Source organism: Streptomyces sp. NBC_01506 (assembly GCF_045040295.1).
In the GTDB taxonomy this organism is placed as follows: Bacteria; Actinomycetota; Actinomycetes; order Streptomycetales; family Streptomycetaceae; genus Streptomyces.
On the sequence record NZ_CP109422.1, the window covers coordinates 8,369,498 to 8,383,280 of the forward strand.

Annotated in this window: 14 protein-coding genes; 6 read left to right on the plus strand and 8 right to left on the minus strand. The window is 72.9% G+C overall.

Annotation, left to right across the window (positions count from 1 at the left end):
- Positions 1–41 precede the first annotated feature (41 nt).
- The 3 genes from OG329_RS37600 to OG329_RS37610 form a co-directional block, all read right to left on the minus strand.
- Complete coding sequence (locus OG329_RS37600; RefSeq protein ID WP_405801242.1) at positions 42–644, minus strand: hypothetical protein; 603 nt, start codon at positions 642–644, stop codon at positions 42–44.
- Positions 645–780: 136 nt separating this feature from the next.
- Positions 781–1,698, minus strand: a complete 918-nt coding sequence (locus OG329_RS37605) for an MOSC domain-containing protein (RefSeq protein WP_405801243.1) — start codon at positions 1,696–1,698, stop codon at positions 781–783.
- A gap of 103 nt (positions 1,699–1,801) precedes the next feature.
- Positions 1,802–2,326, minus strand: a complete 525-nt coding sequence (locus tag OG329_RS37610) for a DUF6643 family protein (protein ID WP_405801245.1) — start codon at positions 2,324–2,326, stop codon at positions 1,802–1,804.
- 241 nt (positions 2,327–2,567) lie between these two features.
- Here OG329_RS37610 and OG329_RS37615 point away from each other — a divergent pair, with 241 nt between their 5' ends.
- Positions 2,568–3,866: a TerD family protein gene (locus OG329_RS37615; RefSeq protein WP_405801246.1), complete on the plus strand. Its 1,299-nt coding sequence runs from the start codon at positions 2,568–2,570 to the stop codon at positions 3,864–3,866.
- Positions 3,867–3,890: 24 nt separating this feature from the next.
- On the opposite strand, the gene OG329_RS37620 is transcribed toward OG329_RS37615, so the two are convergent.
- Positions 3,891–5,063 carry a glycosyltransferase gene (locus OG329_RS37620; RefSeq protein ID WP_405801248.1) on the minus strand — a complete coding sequence of 391 codons (1,173 nt, stop codon included), beginning with the start codon at positions 5,061–5,063 and terminating at the stop codon, positions 3,891–3,893.
- Between the two features lie 58 nt (positions 5,064–5,121).
- On the opposite strand from OG329_RS37620, the gene OG329_RS37625 reads away from it, so the two are divergent.
- Positions 5,122–5,910, plus strand: a complete 789-nt coding sequence (locus OG329_RS37625; RefSeq protein WP_405801249.1) for a glutamate racemase — start codon at positions 5,122–5,124, stop codon at positions 5,908–5,910.
- Between the two features lie 111 nt (positions 5,911–6,021).
- The gene (locus tag OG329_RS37630) at positions 6,022–6,609 is read left to right on the plus strand and encodes a hypothetical protein (RefSeq protein WP_405801250.1); all 588 of its coding nucleotides are present in this window, start codon (positions 6,022–6,024) and stop codon (positions 6,607–6,609) included.
- 17 nt (positions 6,610–6,626) lie between these two features.
- Here OG329_RS37630 and OG329_RS37635 read toward each other — a convergent pair whose 3' ends face one another.
- Positions 6,627–7,649, minus strand: coding sequence for an O-antigen ligase family protein (locus OG329_RS37635; RefSeq protein WP_405801251.1), 1,023 nt, complete (start codon positions 7,647–7,649; stop codon positions 6,627–6,629).
- A gap of 235 nt (positions 7,650–7,884) precedes the next feature.
- Between OG329_RS37635 and lnt the strand changes: the two genes are divergently transcribed.
- Together lnt and OG329_RS37645 are read left to right on the plus strand one after the other, a co-directional pair.
- Positions 7,885–9,525, plus strand: a complete 1,641-nt coding sequence (gene lnt / locus OG329_RS37640; RefSeq protein WP_405801252.1) for an apolipoprotein N-acyltransferase — start codon at positions 7,885–7,887, stop codon at positions 9,523–9,525.
- Positions 9,526–9,556: 31 nt separating this feature from the next.
- Positions 9,557–10,039: an NUDIX hydrolase gene (locus tag OG329_RS37645; protein ID WP_405801253.1), complete on the plus strand. Its 483-nt coding sequence runs from the start codon at positions 9,557–9,559 to the stop codon at positions 10,037–10,039.
- 10 nt (positions 10,040–10,049) lie between these two features.
- On the opposite strand, the gene OG329_RS37650 is transcribed toward OG329_RS37645, so the two are convergent.
- Genes OG329_RS37650 through OG329_RS37660 form a run of 3 tightly spaced genes read right to left on the minus strand, consistent with a single transcriptional unit; the run spans position 10,050 to position 12,731 of the window.
- Positions 10,050–11,063, minus strand: a complete 1,014-nt coding sequence (locus OG329_RS37650) for an NAD(P)/FAD-dependent oxidoreductase (protein ID WP_405801254.1) — start codon at positions 11,061–11,063, stop codon at positions 10,050–10,052.
- Positions 11,060–11,614 (minus strand): isoprenylcysteine carboxyl methyltransferase family protein, encoded by a 555-nt coding sequence (locus OG329_RS37655; RefSeq protein WP_405802217.1) that lies wholly within the window; start codon positions 11,612–11,614, stop codon positions 11,060–11,062. Before OG329_RS37655 ends, OG329_RS37650 begins: the two co-directional genes overlap by 4 nt.
- 13 nt (positions 11,615–11,627) lie before the next feature.
- Positions 11,628–12,731: a type III polyketide synthase gene (locus OG329_RS37660; protein ID WP_405801256.1), complete on the minus strand. Its 1,104-nt coding sequence runs from the start codon at positions 12,729–12,731 to the stop codon at positions 11,628–11,630.
- A gap of 115 nt (positions 12,732–12,846) precedes the next feature.
- On the opposite strand from OG329_RS37660, the gene OG329_RS37665 reads away from it, so the two are divergent.
- Entirely contained in the window at positions 12,847–13,752 is a 906-nt protein-coding gene (locus OG329_RS37665) for a UbiA family prenyltransferase (RefSeq protein WP_405801257.1), read from the plus strand.
- The last annotated feature ends 31 nt before the right edge of the window (positions 13,753–13,783 follow it).

The following is a 13,783-nucleotide window of genomic DNA, read 5'->3' on the forward strand; positions in this document are numbered from 1 at the left end:
TCGTGTCTTCAAAGTCCCGCCTGGCCTGCGGGCGGACGGCGCTACTTTGAAGACACGCCCCAGTCCGGACCGGCCTGGACCCAGGCCAGTTCGAGCCGTTCGTACCGGCGTTGGTTGAGATTCCACACCATCAGCCGCCGGGCGGCCTCGACCAGAGCGGCGGCGACGGCGGCCACCCCGATCCCCGCCAGCACGGCGTGCGTGCGGGCGGCGGCGAGGTCCGCCGGGCGTTTGGTGAGCTGTCCGCCCCGGTCGGTCCAGACCGGGAAGGTGTCACCGGCCCGGACGGTCGCGGGCGCCGAGCGCACGGCTTCGGTGTGCCGACTGCCGTCCGGCGCCGTCCACTTGGCGATCACCGGCCGGCCGCTCGCGCGCTCGGCCGCGCTCTCGGGGTCGTACATGACACGGCCGGGCGCCGTGTCGACGCGGACCACCAGGGCGTCGGTGCGGTGCCGCTCCTCGTGCTGGGCACGGATCGTCCGCCGCAGCTCGGCGTCGATCAGGGTGCCGGAGATCCAGCCGATCGCCGGGACGGCGAGGAACATCAGGAGGAGGGCGCCGAGCGCGACCCACGCCTCCACCAGATCCGTCTGTCTTCGCAGCGGGTTGTGCCTCCAGCGCCGGAGCCCCACGACCGCTCGCATGGTGCCGCACCCCTTCCGTCTTCCGTCCGTTCCCCTGTCCGTCATAGCCCTACGGGGCCCGGTTGACGCACAAAAGGGCGGAAGGGAGAGCGAAATCACCCTTCGTTCGACGGGCCGGACGCGAGGTGACGCGGCGTCAGCCGGTGAACACGCTGACCGGGTCTCCCACCCGTACCGTGCCGGTGTTCTCCGGCACCAGCTTCTGCCCGAAGATCAGCTTGCCCTCGATTCGGCGGTGCCGGGCGAGCGTACGCAGCGGCTCCTTGCCGCGCCGCGCCGTCCGCTGGTCGGTCGTGGTGATCACACAGCGCGCGCACGGTTTGGTGACCCGGAAGGTGACCTCGCCGACGGTGATTCTGCGCCATGCGTCCTCGGCCCAGGGCGCGGTCCCCGCGACGACGAGATTCGGCCGGAAGCGGTCCATCGGCAGGGGGCCCTCGTCGGCGTGATCGCCTTGCGCTATCAGGGAGTTGAGCGCGTCGAGGGAGGAGACGGTGGCGACGAGCAGGGGGCAACTGTCGGCGAGACTGACGCTCGCCCCGACACCGGCGTACCGCGGATCGACCGGCCGGGCGCCCACCGGGTCGCTCAGATACGCCAGCCGGACCTCCACCCCGAGGTGCCGGCTGAACCAGTCGCCCGCCCGCGCGTCGGCGAGCGACGCGTCAACCTTGGTCCCGAAGACGCTCAGCACGATGTCAGGCGGGTCGGCGGGCACAACCGTATCCGTACGGGTGACACCAACACCCGTTCCCGGCCCGCCTGTTGATGCTCCGCCGGTCCGTGGCGCGGCGGGGCGCGCGACCTCCAGCGGCTCCCGGCCGGGCGCGCGCAGCACGAGCCCGCCGTCCGGCAGCGGCTCGGCACGGGCCAGCGCGAGCCGTGGCTGTTCGCGCTGTGTGACAGCGGCGCCCGACTCGTCGATCAGCGCCCACCGGCGGTCTCCCGCCAGACCCCAGGGCTCGACGACCGCGCTGTCGGCCGTGAAACCTCCCACCGACTTCACCGGATGGACGCGCAGGGCACGCAGGACTGGAGCGGACGGCTGAGGCATACGGCCATCCTGCCAGGGAGCCCCCGACTCCCTCGACCGCCTCGGCCCCTCCCGGTGTTCCGGTCCCTTCCCTGCCTTTCCCTGTCTCCCGATGCGCCCGGTGTCAGTAACCCCGGCTCTGGTAGGGGCGGTTGTACGGGTCGTCGTACTGCACCGGCGCGGGCGCCGGGCGCGGCGAAGCGGGGCGCATCGCCTCGTACCCCGTCGCCGACCCCGGTCGCTGCTGCTGCGGCGGACGGGGCTGCTGGGGACGCGGCTGCTGTTGCTGCTGCTGGGGCGGGTACGGCTGAGCGCCCTGATAACCGCGAGGCGGCGGTGCCTGCTGCGGAATGTAGGGCGCCGGGGCGTGCTGGAGCGGCACGGGATGCTGCGCCGGCTGCGGCTGGTAGCCGCCGTAGGACGGCGTGGGCTGCGAAGGAGCCGCCGGCAGAGCGGGAAGCGCCGAAGGCAGCGCCGGCAGATAGCTGTTGCTCTGATAGCTGCTGCCGGTGTCGTAGGCGGAAGGCACTCGGATCGGGGCGATCTGAGGCGTGCCCCGCTCCGCGACCAGGGAGTCGTAGATCGGGGTGTCCGGGAACGACGGCGCGGTGTAGTAACCGCCGCCGTAGGTCGAGCGGGGGGAGGTCATGGAACCTAAGTTAAGCCCACGATGTGCCAAGAGGGGAGTCCGATAAGGGGGTTCTTTCCGGCGGTGTGGGTGACTTCGGATCCCCAATGCGAGCGAACTTGGGAAAATCGGTCGTTCGGCAGCGTAGTGATCGTGTAAAGGGCAAGCTCCGGAGGGGTTACCGGTGGGTCCGCGGGGGCGCGATGACTGTTTCAGCGATTAGGTTTGGCGCAACGGAAAACTTTCGGTCACCCGACTCTCGATGGGGGCGAGCATGTCCATGCTTAAAGGAGCCAATGTTCCGGTGTCGGCACCGAGTGTGCGTGTCGAATTGGGATGGCGTTCAGCGCCGGGGACACCGGATGTCGACGCGTCGGCCCTTCTGCTGAAGGAGGGAAAGGTCCGCTCGGACGCCGACTTCGTTTTCTACAACCAGCCGGCCCACGCTTCCGGCGCGGTGCGGTACGACGGAAAGGGCACAGGTCCCGGCACGGTGACGGACACCCTCTCCGTCGACCTGGCCCGTGTCGAGGCCGAGATCGAGCGCATCGTCGTGGCCGCGTCGGCGGACGGCGGCAACTTCGGCCGGGTGCCCGGCCTCTACGTACGCGTCCTCGACGCGACGTCGGGCGCCGAGATCGCGCGGTACGACAGCCAGGACGCGACCGTCGAGACGGCGTTCGTGCTCGGCGAGCTCTACCGGCGCCAGGGCGCCTGGAAGTTCCGCTCGGTCGGCCAGGGGTACAGCAGCGGACTCGAAGGTCTCGCCACGGACTTCGGCATCAGCGTCGACGAGCCGCAGCAGGCGGCGGCCCCGGCGCCCCCGGCCCCCGCGCGGCCGGCCCCGGTCGCGGCACCCGCCCCGCCCGTGCGGGCGCCCGCCGCGCCCCCGGCGCCGCCCGCGCCCCCGGCCCCCGCTCCCGTACGGCTCAGCAAGGTCACGCTGACCAAGGAAGCGCCGACCGTCTCGCTGTCCAAGCAGGGCGGCAACTCCGGTGAGATGCGCGTCAATCTGAGCTGGCAGGTGCGCAAGCAGTTCAAGGGCTGGGGCGCCAAGCTGGGCCGGGCCGTCGCCATGCACGGCGACCTCGACCTCGACCTGTGCGCGCTCTACGAACTGACCGACGGCCGCAAAGGAGTCGTCCAGGCACTCGGCAATGCCTTCGGGGCGCTCCACCAGCCGCCGTTCATCCATCTCGACGGCGACGACCGCACCGGAGGTTCGGCCAACGGCGAGAATCTCAGCATCAACCTCGACCACAAGGACCAACTGCGCCGCGTGGTCATCTTCGTGACGATCTACGAAGGGGCGCGCAGCTTCGCCGATCTCGACGCGACGGTCACACTCCAGCCGCGGGACGGAGCGGCGATCGACTTCTCGCTCGGCGAGTGCACGGTTCCCTCGACGGTCTGCGCGCTCGCATTGATCACCAATACCGGCTCGGATCTGCTGGTCCAGCGCGAAGCGCGTTTTCTCGTACCCGAACGCGGAGTCAGCCCGCAGCGCACCATCGACTACGCGTACGGCTGGGGCATGAACTGGACCCCCGGCCGGAAGTGAGCCCGGCCCCGACGGTGACCCGGCTCAACGCTCCGGTGCGGCCTCCGGACGGGCGTACGTACGCCCCTTCCAGGCCGCACCGCGGCCCCGGTAGTGCCGGACGGCCGAGTCGACGGTCATCAGGAGGTAGAGCAGGGCGGTGAAGGGCAGCAGGGGAGCGAGCCAGAGCGACTGCCGGTAGTAGCGCAGCACCGGTACGTACGTCCCCGCCATCACCGCCCACGAGCCGCCGCCCAGCAGACCGGCCGGCGAGTCATCGCCCACCAGGCCCGCGTACAGCGCGGCGGGCGGCGCCAGATAGATGACCGCGAGGCCGGCCACCGTGCCGACGAGCAGCAGCGGATTGTGCAGGAGTTGGGCGTACGCGCTGCGCGCCACCATCCGCCACAGATCGCTCAGCCTCGGATACGGGCGCACGCTGTCCACCCGCTCCGCGAGACCGAGCCAGATCCGGCCCCCGGATTTCTGCACCGCCCGCGCCAGCGACACGTCGTCGATCACGGCCTGCCGGATGGAGTCCGGGATCCGCGCCCGCTCGGCCGCCTCTGTAGACAGCAGTACGCACCCGCCGGCCGCCGCCGCCGTACGCGCCCCCGGCTTGTTGACCCGGCGGAACGGATACAACTGCGCGAAGAAGTAGACGAACGCGGGCACGATCAGCCGCTCCCACGCGGTCGCCACCCGCAGCCGGGCCATCTGGGAGACCAGATCGAGCCCGTTCGACCGCGCGGCGGCCACCAGCTCGCGAAGGCTGTCCGGCTCATGGGCGATATCGGCATCCGTAAGGAGGAGATAGTCGGGCCGCCCCTCCCGCGCCCGCTCGATGCCGTGCCGCAGCGCCCACAGCTTCCCCGTCCAGCCCGGCGCCGGCTCCGGCGGCGAGAGCACCGTCAGCGGCAGCCCGCACAGGCGGTCGGCCAGCTCCCTGGCCACGGCGCCCGTACCGTCGGTGCTGGAATCGTCGACGAGGAAGATCTCCACCCGCCCCGGATAGTCCTGCGCCAGCAGCGACGGCAGACTCACCGGCAGCATGTCGGCCTCGTCACGCGCGGGCACGATCACCGCGACCGACGGCCACACCGGCGGAGCCTCACGCGGCGGCAGCCGCTGATCGGTACGCCAGAAGAATCCCTGACCCAGCAACAGAAAGCCCCAGGCGGCCAGCGAGACCGCGGCGATCCAGGCGATGGCACTCATTCGCCGCAGTCTGCCCCAGATCGGCGGTACCGCAAGGCCCGTCGTCTATGGTGACCGGGTGAAGATCGCGCTGATGGACTCCGGCCTCGGGCTGCTCGCCGCAGCCGCGGCAATGCGTCGACTGAGGCCCGACGCCGACCTCGTGCTCTCCTCGGACCCCGGCAGCATGCCGTGGGGACCGCGCACCCCGGACGACATCGCCGCGATCGCGCTCACGGTGGCCCGCGCCGCCGTCGCGCACCGGCCCGACGCGCTGATCGTCGCCTGCAACACCGCCTCGGTGCACGCCCTGCCCGCACTGCGCGCCGCCCTGGAGCCCGGTCTGCCCGTCATCGGCACGGTCCCCGCGATCAAGCCGGCGGCGGCCGGGGGCGGGCCCATCGCGATCTGGGCGACCCCGGCCACCACCGGCAGCCCCTACCAGCGCGAACTCATCCGTACCTTCGCCGCCTCCGTCGACGTCACCGAGGTGCCGTGCCCGGGTCTCGCCGACGCCGTGGAGCACGCCGACGAGGCGGGCATCGACGCCGCCGTCGCGGCGGCGGCGCTGCGCACCCCGCGCGAGGTAAGGACCGTCGTCCTGGGCTGCACCCATTACGAACTGCTCGGCGAACGCATCCGGGCGGCCCTGAGCCGGCCCGGTCTGCCGGAGGTGACACTGCACACCTCGGCCGAGGCCGTCGCCGCGCAGGCGCTGCGCCGCCTCGGCGACATACCGGCCCGCGCGACCGCCGCCGAGCCCGGCGATCTCACCGTCCTGCTGAACGGCCACCGCTCCGCACTGCCCGACGCGGCCCTGACCTACGCGGAGGGCCGCCTGCTCGCCGCTGTCACCCACGCGCACTAGGACCCCTTGTCCGGATGAGCCCGGGGCGGGGTGCGGATCTGTTGTACGAGTCACCGCTCCGGACCCCGTCGCGGCGGTGCTCCCCGGGCGGATCGTGAGTACGCTGCTCCCATGACGGAGCACCCCCGGCAAGGGGGGCCTGGCACAGTGCCCCTCCCCGAAACCTGGACCGGCCGAGCGACCAACCGTATTCAGTGGCTGTTCGCGGTCGTGGGCGCGGCCTGCCTCGCCCTCGGCATCGAGCTGGCGATCCAGTCCTCCTGGGCGACCGGCGTCGTCGCCCTGGCCGCGTCGGTGGTCGGCTGTGTCGCCGCCGGCCTGCTGATCCTCTTCGGCACGCTGGCCTTCGTGCATGTGTCCGTGAAGGTCGACCACGAGCACCTGGAAGTGCGCTGCGGCCACATCGGAGTGCCGCGCCGCCGTATCCCGCTCGCCCAGGTGACCGGCGCGGACTTCGAACCCAGCGTCACGCCCCGCCAGTGGGGCGGCTGGGGCTACCGCTGGCGGCCCGAGCGGGGCACGGCCGTCGTCGTACGGCGCGGCGAGGGTGTCGTACTGAGCCTGGGCGACGGCAGAACGTTCACGGTGACCGTCGACGACGCGGAGGCGGCGGTCGGGGTCATCCGCGACCGGCTGCGCGTGGCGGCCACCGGGAAAGTCCGTCTCGCCAAGCCCGGTTACGGGCCGGCCGGGCTCTGACAGCCCGCTCGCCCGCCTCAGGGCCGCTCCGGTGGTCGCGCCGTCGCCAGGCCCGCGAGGAGTCCCGCCCCCGCCGTCACCGGCGTGAAACTCAGCGCGTTGCCCACGGTCGCCACGGCGGCCAGCGCCGTCAGCGCGGCCCCGGCACTCAGGACGACCGGAGTGGCGCGGGGCGAGCACCACAGGGCGTACAGGAGCCAGCCGAACGCGGCCCCCAGCAGCAGCACGCCCACGAAGCCCTGCTCCGCCGCCAGTTGGAACGGCGCCGAATGCGGCTTGCCGTCCGAGTTCAGCGACTCCAGCGCGGTGGGACTCAGGTCGCCGAACCGGTCGGGACCCGCGCCCAGCAGCGGATTCTCCCGTAAGAGATCCACCGCGTCCTCCCACAGAAGCACCCGGTGCGCGGTGAGCTGTCCCTCCAGCGACGACGCCAACCCCGCGGGCAGCGCCCGTACGGCCACCGCCCACGAAGCGCCCACCATCACAGACGTCGCGGCGATCAAACCCGTCAGCCCCAGCGATCGATGGCGCATCCTCGCCGCGGCGAGCGAGCAGAGCAGCACCCCCACCGCGGCCACCAGCCCCGCCACGGAACCGAGCAGCGGACCACTCGCGGCGGCCACCGCCGCGACCACCAGCAGCGTGTTCCGCCGCCCCGGCGACCGCGCGGCGGCTGCCGCACAGCAGGCGGCGCCCACGGCCAGGACCAGCAGCGCGGCGACCGCGCCCGTGTCACCGGGCGGCGCGGCGCTCTCGGCGGCGTCGCCCGGCACACCCTGACGGGCGGCGACGGCCATGACGTACGCGAAGACGGCCAGTGAGAGGGCCGTGGCGACCGGCACCAGGGATCCCGCGATGCGTCCGCAGGTGTAACCGGCGGCGACCGCGAGCACGGCCAGCAGCACACCTTCGGGTCTGCCCTCCCGGCCCGCCGCGCTGACCAGGGCCCACACGGCGCAGCCGACGAGGATCACGGTGCCCACGACGTCCGAGGTGCCGTCGCGCTCGCGCGCGCCGGACCGGCTTGCCTGTACAGCCATCCCGTGGACCCCCCGATCCGAGACGGCCCTGCCGACGACAGCCGGATCGGTCGGGGCACACCGCACCCGCCCCAGGGCTGGCGCACACGGTAATGGCAAGGGAGAGGCTTTGTGGACATCTTGCGCGGAAACGTTACGGCGCTGGTCTTAGGGGGGTGCCGCGAAGCCGCCCGGTGGAGCCCCCGCCCCCGGCCGGACTGCCGCTCACCGTCGACGCCACCGTAGACTCCGCCAGGTGAGCACCACCATCACCCCCGTCGAACCCGCCGAGCCCGCCCCCGCGCCCGGCGGCAGGCGCCGAGCGCGCCGGTTCGTACGGCCCGGCGCCGCGGCACTGTCCGGGCTGCTGCTCTTCGCGAGCTTCCCGCCCCGTCCGCTCTGGTGGCTGGCGCTGCCCGCGTTCGCCCTGCTCGGCTGGACCCTGCGGGGCCGGCGCCCACGTGCCGGATTCTCTCTCGGCTTCGTCGCCGGTCTCGGCTTCCTGCTGCCGCTGCTGAAGTGGACGGGCGAAGAGGTCGGCCCGCTGCCGTGGGTCGCGCTCGCCGCCGTGTCCGCGCTGTTCATCGGCGCCGTCGGGATGGGAATCGCAGCCGTGTCCCGGCTGCCCGCGTGGCCGCTGTTCGCCGCCGCCGTATGGATCCTGGGCGAGGCCGCGCGCGCCCGCGTGCCGTTCGGCGGCTTCCCCTGGGGCAAGATCGCCTTCGGCCAGGCGGACGGCATGTTCCTGCCGCTCGCCGCGGTGGGCGGTACCCCGGTCCTGGGCTTCGCCGTCGTACTGTGCGGCTTCGGCCTGTACGAGGTGGTCCGCCTGGTCCTCGCCCACCGTGCCGCCGACCCCGCTCCCCCCGAAGGGGGGACGAGGCGTCCGGTGCCGCGCGCCGCCGTGGCCGTCGCCGCGCTGTCCGTGCTCGTCCCCGTCGCGGGCGCCCTCGCCGCGCTGCCCCTCGTGGACGACTCGGCCGAGGACGGCACCGCGACCGTCGCGGCGATCCAGGGCAATGTGCCGCGCCTGGGCCTGGACTTCAACGCCCAGCGCCGTCAGGTACTCGACAACCACGCCGCACGCACCGAACAGCTCGCCGCCGACGTCAAGGCCGGCAAGGAGCCACAGCCCGACTTCGTCCTGTGGCCCGAGAACTCCTCGGACCTCGACCCCTTCCGCAACGGTGACGCACGCCTCGTCATCGACGACGCGGTCAAGGCGATCGGTGTGCCGACGGTGGTCGGCTCCGTGCTCTCGCCCGACACCGGAAAGCTGCGCAACTCCCTGATCCAGTGGGATCCCGGGAGCGGGCCCGTCGCGACGTACGACAAGCGGCACGTCCAGCCGTTCGGCGAGTACATCCCGATGCGGTCCTTCGTACGGCTGTTCAGCTCCGACGTCGACCGGGTGAGCCGCGACTTCGGGCCGGGGAACAAGGTCGGCGTGTTCGACCTCGCCGGTACGAAGGTCGGTCTCGCCACCTGCTACGAGGCGGCCTTCGACTGGGCGGTGCGCGACACCGTCACCGCCGGGGCGCAGCTCATCACCGTGCCGAGCAACAACGCCACCTTCGGGCGCAGCGAGATGACCTACCAGCAGCTCGCGATGTCCCGCGTCCGGGCCGTCGAGCACAGCCGGTCCGTCGTCGTCCCCGTCACCAGCGGGGTCAGCGCGATGATCATGCCGGACGGCAAGGTCGTCGAGGAGACGAAGATGTTCACCCCGGACGCGCTCGTGCGCGAGATGCCGCTGCGCTCCTCGAAGACACCCGCCACCACCATGGGCACGCTGCCCGAGGCGCTGCTGGTCGCGATCGCCGCGGGCGGTCTCGGCTGGGTGGGTGTGCGGACCGTACGTACCCGCCGGCGCCCCGCCGCCGACGACGCTCGCTGAGGGCGGCGCGGGAGGCGTTTAGGGTCATGGCATGGGAACGCCAGACTTCATCCGCGAGATCCGTGCCACCGCCGGGCACCAGTTGCTGCTCCTGCCGGGAGTCAGCGCGGTCGTCTTCGACGACGACGGCCGTGTGCTGCTGGGCAGACGCGCCGACACCGGCAACTGGTCGGTCATCGGCGGGATCCCGGAGCCTGGCGAGCAGCCCGCGCTGACGGCGGAGCGCGAGGTGTACGAGGAGACCGCCGTGCGCTGTACGGCGGAGCGGGTCGTGCTCGTCCAGGCGCTGCCGCGGCCCGTCACGTACCCCAACGGGGATCAGTGCCAGTATCTGGACATCACGGTGCGCTGCCGCGCGACCGGCGGGGAGGCCAGGGTCAACGACGACGAGTCCCTGGAGGTCGGCTGGTTCTCCGTGGACTCGCTGCCGGAGCTGGGGGAGTTCGCCCGGTTCCGTATCAAGCAGGCGCTCGCCGACGAACCCACCTGGTTCGACCGGGGCACGCACGCCTGACGTCGGGTGGTCACTGGAGTGCGTGGACCGCCGCCGCGAACAGCGCCGGGAGCCGGGCCGCCGCCGGCACGATCATGCGCGATCTCCGTGGGCCGCGCGTGGCGATCAACAGGCCCTCGGTGAGCACCCGGTGACGCCTCGTCAGCTTCGACCAGGCCGCCGGATACGTCTGCGGACGCCCCTCGGCCAGCGCGCGTACCGCCGCCCCCGCCGTCGACAGGGCCAGGGCGACCCCCTCCCCGGTCAGCGCGTCCACATAACCGGCGGCGTCACCGACGAGCAGCACCCGCCCCGCCAGCGGATTGCTCACCCGCTGCCGCAACGGTCCCGCGCCCCGTACGCCGCTCGCCGGGCGTTCGCCCAGCAGCGGCGCCAACTCCGGGAAGTGGGCCAGGTGTTCGCCGAAGCCGCGCCGCTCACGGCTCAGCACCGTCACCCCCACCAGACCGTCTCCCACCGGTGTCACATACGCCTCGCCGTGCCGCGACCAGTGCACCTCCACGAAGTGGGACCACGGCGCGACATGGAAGTGCCGCCGCAGCCCGTAGCGGGACGGCGCGCGGTCCGGCAGATCCAGACCGAGGCCCCGGCGCACCGGCGAGTGCAGCCCGTCGGCGGCGATCAGCCACCGGGCGGTCCTGCCCCCGGCGACCACCCGGTCGCCGCCCTGCCACACCTCACCGACCTTGCCCCGGACCGTCTCCACACCGAGGGCGTCGGCCCGCCGCCGTAGCGCGGTGTGCAGTTCCGTACGGCGCACACCCAGACCCGTACCGTCGCGGAAGCACGCCTCGGCGCCCCGCGCGCCGTCCCGGTAGCGGATTCCGCGCAGTTCGCGCCCCGACACCTCGACGCCCAACGCGCGCAGCGCCGCCACACCGCCCGGCATGATGCCCTCGCCGCACGCCTTGTCCACCGGGGTGGTACGCGGCTCCACCACCACGGACCGCAGTCCCGCCAGCGCCGCGTGGATACCGGCGGCCAGACCGGCCGGGCCGCCACCCGCGATCAGTACGTCGATCACGCGGGCGCACCGGATGTCGCACCCGTCGCACCCCTCGCACCTGCCGGTGCGACGGCGAGCGCCGTGTTCTCGCACCGGATCCGGACCGCCAGCAACGCGGCGTTGAGCCCCGTGAAGACGACGGCCGTCACCCATGCCCCGTGCACCAGCGGCAGCGCCAGGCCCTCCGCGACGACGGCGACATAGTTCGGGTGGCGCAGCAGACGGTAGGGGCCGCCGGACACCAGAGGCAGACCCGGCACCACGATCACGCGGGTGTTCCAGCGCGGTCCCAGCGTCGAGACGCACCACCACCGCAGCCCCTGCGCCGCGACGACGACCCCCACCATCGTCCAGCCGAAGGCGGGCACGAACTGCCGCCCGGCCAGGGCCGTTTCGGCGAGCGCGCCGGCCAGCAGACCGGTGTGCAGGACGACCATCGCCGGGTAGTGCCCGCGCCCCGTCTCCGTACCGCCGCGCTCCAGACTCCAGCGGGCGTTGCGTCTCGCGACGACGAGTTCGACGATCCGCTCGCCGGCGACAGCCAGTACCAATGCCGTGTACCACCACATGTTGTTCTCCAACTCACCAGCGAAGCAGGACGAGTTCACAGCAGAAACCGGGGCCCATCGCGAGCATCAGACCGGGACTTCCCGGCTCCGGGGCGCGCCGGGCGAGGGTGTCGCGCAGCACGTGCAGGACCGATGACGACGACAGATTCCCCACCTCGGACAGGGAGCGCCAGGTGACGTCGAGCGCGCCGGCGGGCAGGTCCAGCGCCTCGCCCACGGCTTGAAGGACCTTGGGACCGCCGGGGTGGCAGACCCACCCGGTGATGTCGGCGGGTGTCAGTCCGTGCTCGGCGAGGAAGGCGCGTACGTCGGCGGGGAGAAGACGGCGGACGACGTCGGGCACCGACGGATCGAGGACGACCCGGAAGCCGGACCCGGTGATGTCCCAGCCCATGACATGGCCGGTGTCCGGGTACATCCGGCTGCGCGTCGCCACGACCGAGGGTCCGGCCGGGGCGCCGGCCGCGAATCCGGCCGTCGCCGGGACCTCGGTGGCCGGCGTCACGGGGAAGCGCTCGCCCACCGCCACGACCGCCGCCGCCCCGTCGCCGAACAGCCCGGTCGCCACCAGATTCGCCATCGACGCGTCGTCGCGCTGGAAGGTGAGCGAGCACAGCTCGACCGACAGCAACACGGCCACCTGCTCGGGCCAGCCGCGCAGATAGTCGTGGAGGCGCGCGAGGCCCGCCGCGCCCGCGACACAGCCGAGACCGAAGATGGGCACCCGTTTCACATCGGGGCGCAGTCCCAGCCGTCCGACGAGACGCGCGTCCACGGACGGGGCGGCCACGCCGGTGACGGAGGTGAACAGCAGCAGATCCACGTCCTGGGGCCCGAGCCCCGCCGCACGCAGCGCCCCGCGCACCGCGTCGGCGCCCAGTTCCCCCGCGACCTCGATGAAGATGTCGTTGGCGGCGCCGAACCCGTCGATCTTGGCGTAGCCGTCCAGCGGCAGGGCCAGATGGCGCGAGCTGACGCCCGCGCTCGAGTGCAGCCGGTCCAGTACGCGCCGGTCCGCCCCCGGCGGCAGACAGTTCCGCGCCACCATGTCGGTGATCTCGGACTGGGTGTGGCGGTACGGGGCCAGAACGCCGTGCACGGCGGCGATTCGGGTCATCGGTTCCAGCCTGGTGATGTCATAACCCGCCCAACACCCGTAGGACGGGATGAGACACCATAAGTCGCCCGTCCGGCTGCCACGTGAACGCGGTCCGCGCGCCTACGATCGGCGCGTGAACGCCGACGTGGACCCGGGAACGAATACGCGCGAGGCCGCGACCGGCACCCCCCTGACCCCGCGCCGGGCGCGGCGGCTCAGGGCGCTCGTACGGGCCCTGGCACTGTCCTGCCATCCGGGACCTGTGGTCGCCGTCACCGCGCTCACCGTCGCGCTCGCCGTCACCGCGGGCCACGGCGTGGGCCGTTGTCTGCTGCTCACCGCGACGGTGCTGACCGGTCAGCTCTCCGTGGGCTGGTGCAACGACGCCTACGACGCCCGGCGCGACATCGCCACCGGCCGCCGCGACAAGCCCGTCGCCGCCGGGGCGGTCCGCGAAGGGACGGTGTGGTCCTGCGCGTTCGGCGCGCTGGCGCTCTGCGTGCCTCTCTCGCTGGCCTGCGGCGCGCTGGCCGGCACCGCGCATCTGATCGCGGTGGCCGCCGCCTGGGCGTACAACCTGGGGCTCAAGGCCACCGCGCTGTCCTGGCTGCCGTACGCGATCGGGTTCGCCGGCCTGCCCGCGCTCGTCTCACTGAGCCTGCCGGGCAGCCCGTGGCCGGCCTGGTGGGCCGTCAGTGCCGGTGCGCTGCTCGGCGTCGGGGCGCATCTCGCGGACGTCCTGCCCGACATCCGGGGCGATCTGGCCACCGGCGTACGAGGGCTGCCGCACCGACTCGGCGCCACCGGGACCCGGTTGCTGCTTCCCGTCCCGCTGGTCGCGGCCTCCGTGGTGCTGACGCTGGGCCCGCAGGGGCGTACCGGCGCGGGTGCCGTGCTCGTCCCGCTGGCCGCCGGGGCGATCGCCGTCGCGGGCCTGCTGCTCGGCCGCCGCCTGGAGAAGGCGCCGTTCGTCGCGGCGGTGGCCGTGGCGGCGCTGGACGTGGGGCTGTTGACGGCACACGGGACCGGCGTCTCCTAGGCCCTGTCCGGCGGATCTTCGGGGGTCCGGG

Excerpts from the sequence above, each read along its gene's own strand:
- OG329_RS37600 (WP_405801242.1), bottom strand. The coding sequence starts at position 644 with ATGCGAGCGGTCGTGGGGCTCCGGCGCTGGAGGCACAACCCGCTGCGA.
- OG329_RS37605 (WP_405801243.1), bottom strand. The coding sequence starts at position 1,698 with ATGCCTCAGCCGTCCGCTCCAGTCCTGCGTGCCCTGCGCGTCCATCCG.
- OG329_RS37610 (WP_405801245.1), bottom strand. The coding sequence starts at position 2,326 with ATGACCTCCCCCCGCTCGACCTACGGCGGCGGTTACTACACCGCGCCG.
- OG329_RS37615 (WP_405801246.1), top strand. The coding sequence starts at position 2,568 with ATGGGGGCGAGCATGTCCATGCTTAAAGGAGCCAATGTTCCGGTGTCG.
- OG329_RS37620 (WP_405801248.1), bottom strand. The coding sequence starts at position 5,063 with ATGAGTGCCATCGCCTGGATCGCCGCGGTCTCGCTGGCCGCCTGGGGC.
- OG329_RS37630 (WP_405801250.1), top strand. The coding sequence starts at position 6,022 with ATGACGGAGCACCCCCGGCAAGGGGGGCCTGGCACAGTGCCCCTCCCC.
- OG329_RS37635 (WP_405801251.1), bottom strand. The coding sequence starts at position 7,649 with ATGGCTGTACAGGCAAGCCGGTCCGGCGCGCGCGAGCGCGACGGCACC.
- OG329_RS37645 (WP_405801253.1), top strand. The coding sequence starts at position 9,557 with ATGGGAACGCCAGACTTCATCCGCGAGATCCGTGCCACCGCCGGGCAC.
- OG329_RS37655 (WP_405802217.1), bottom strand. The coding sequence starts at position 11,614 with ATGTGGTGGTACACGGCATTGGTACTGGCTGTCGCCGGCGAGCGGATC.
- OG329_RS37660 (WP_405801256.1), bottom strand. The coding sequence starts at position 12,731 with ATGACCCGAATCGCCGCCGTGCACGGCGTTCTGGCCCCGTACCGCCAC.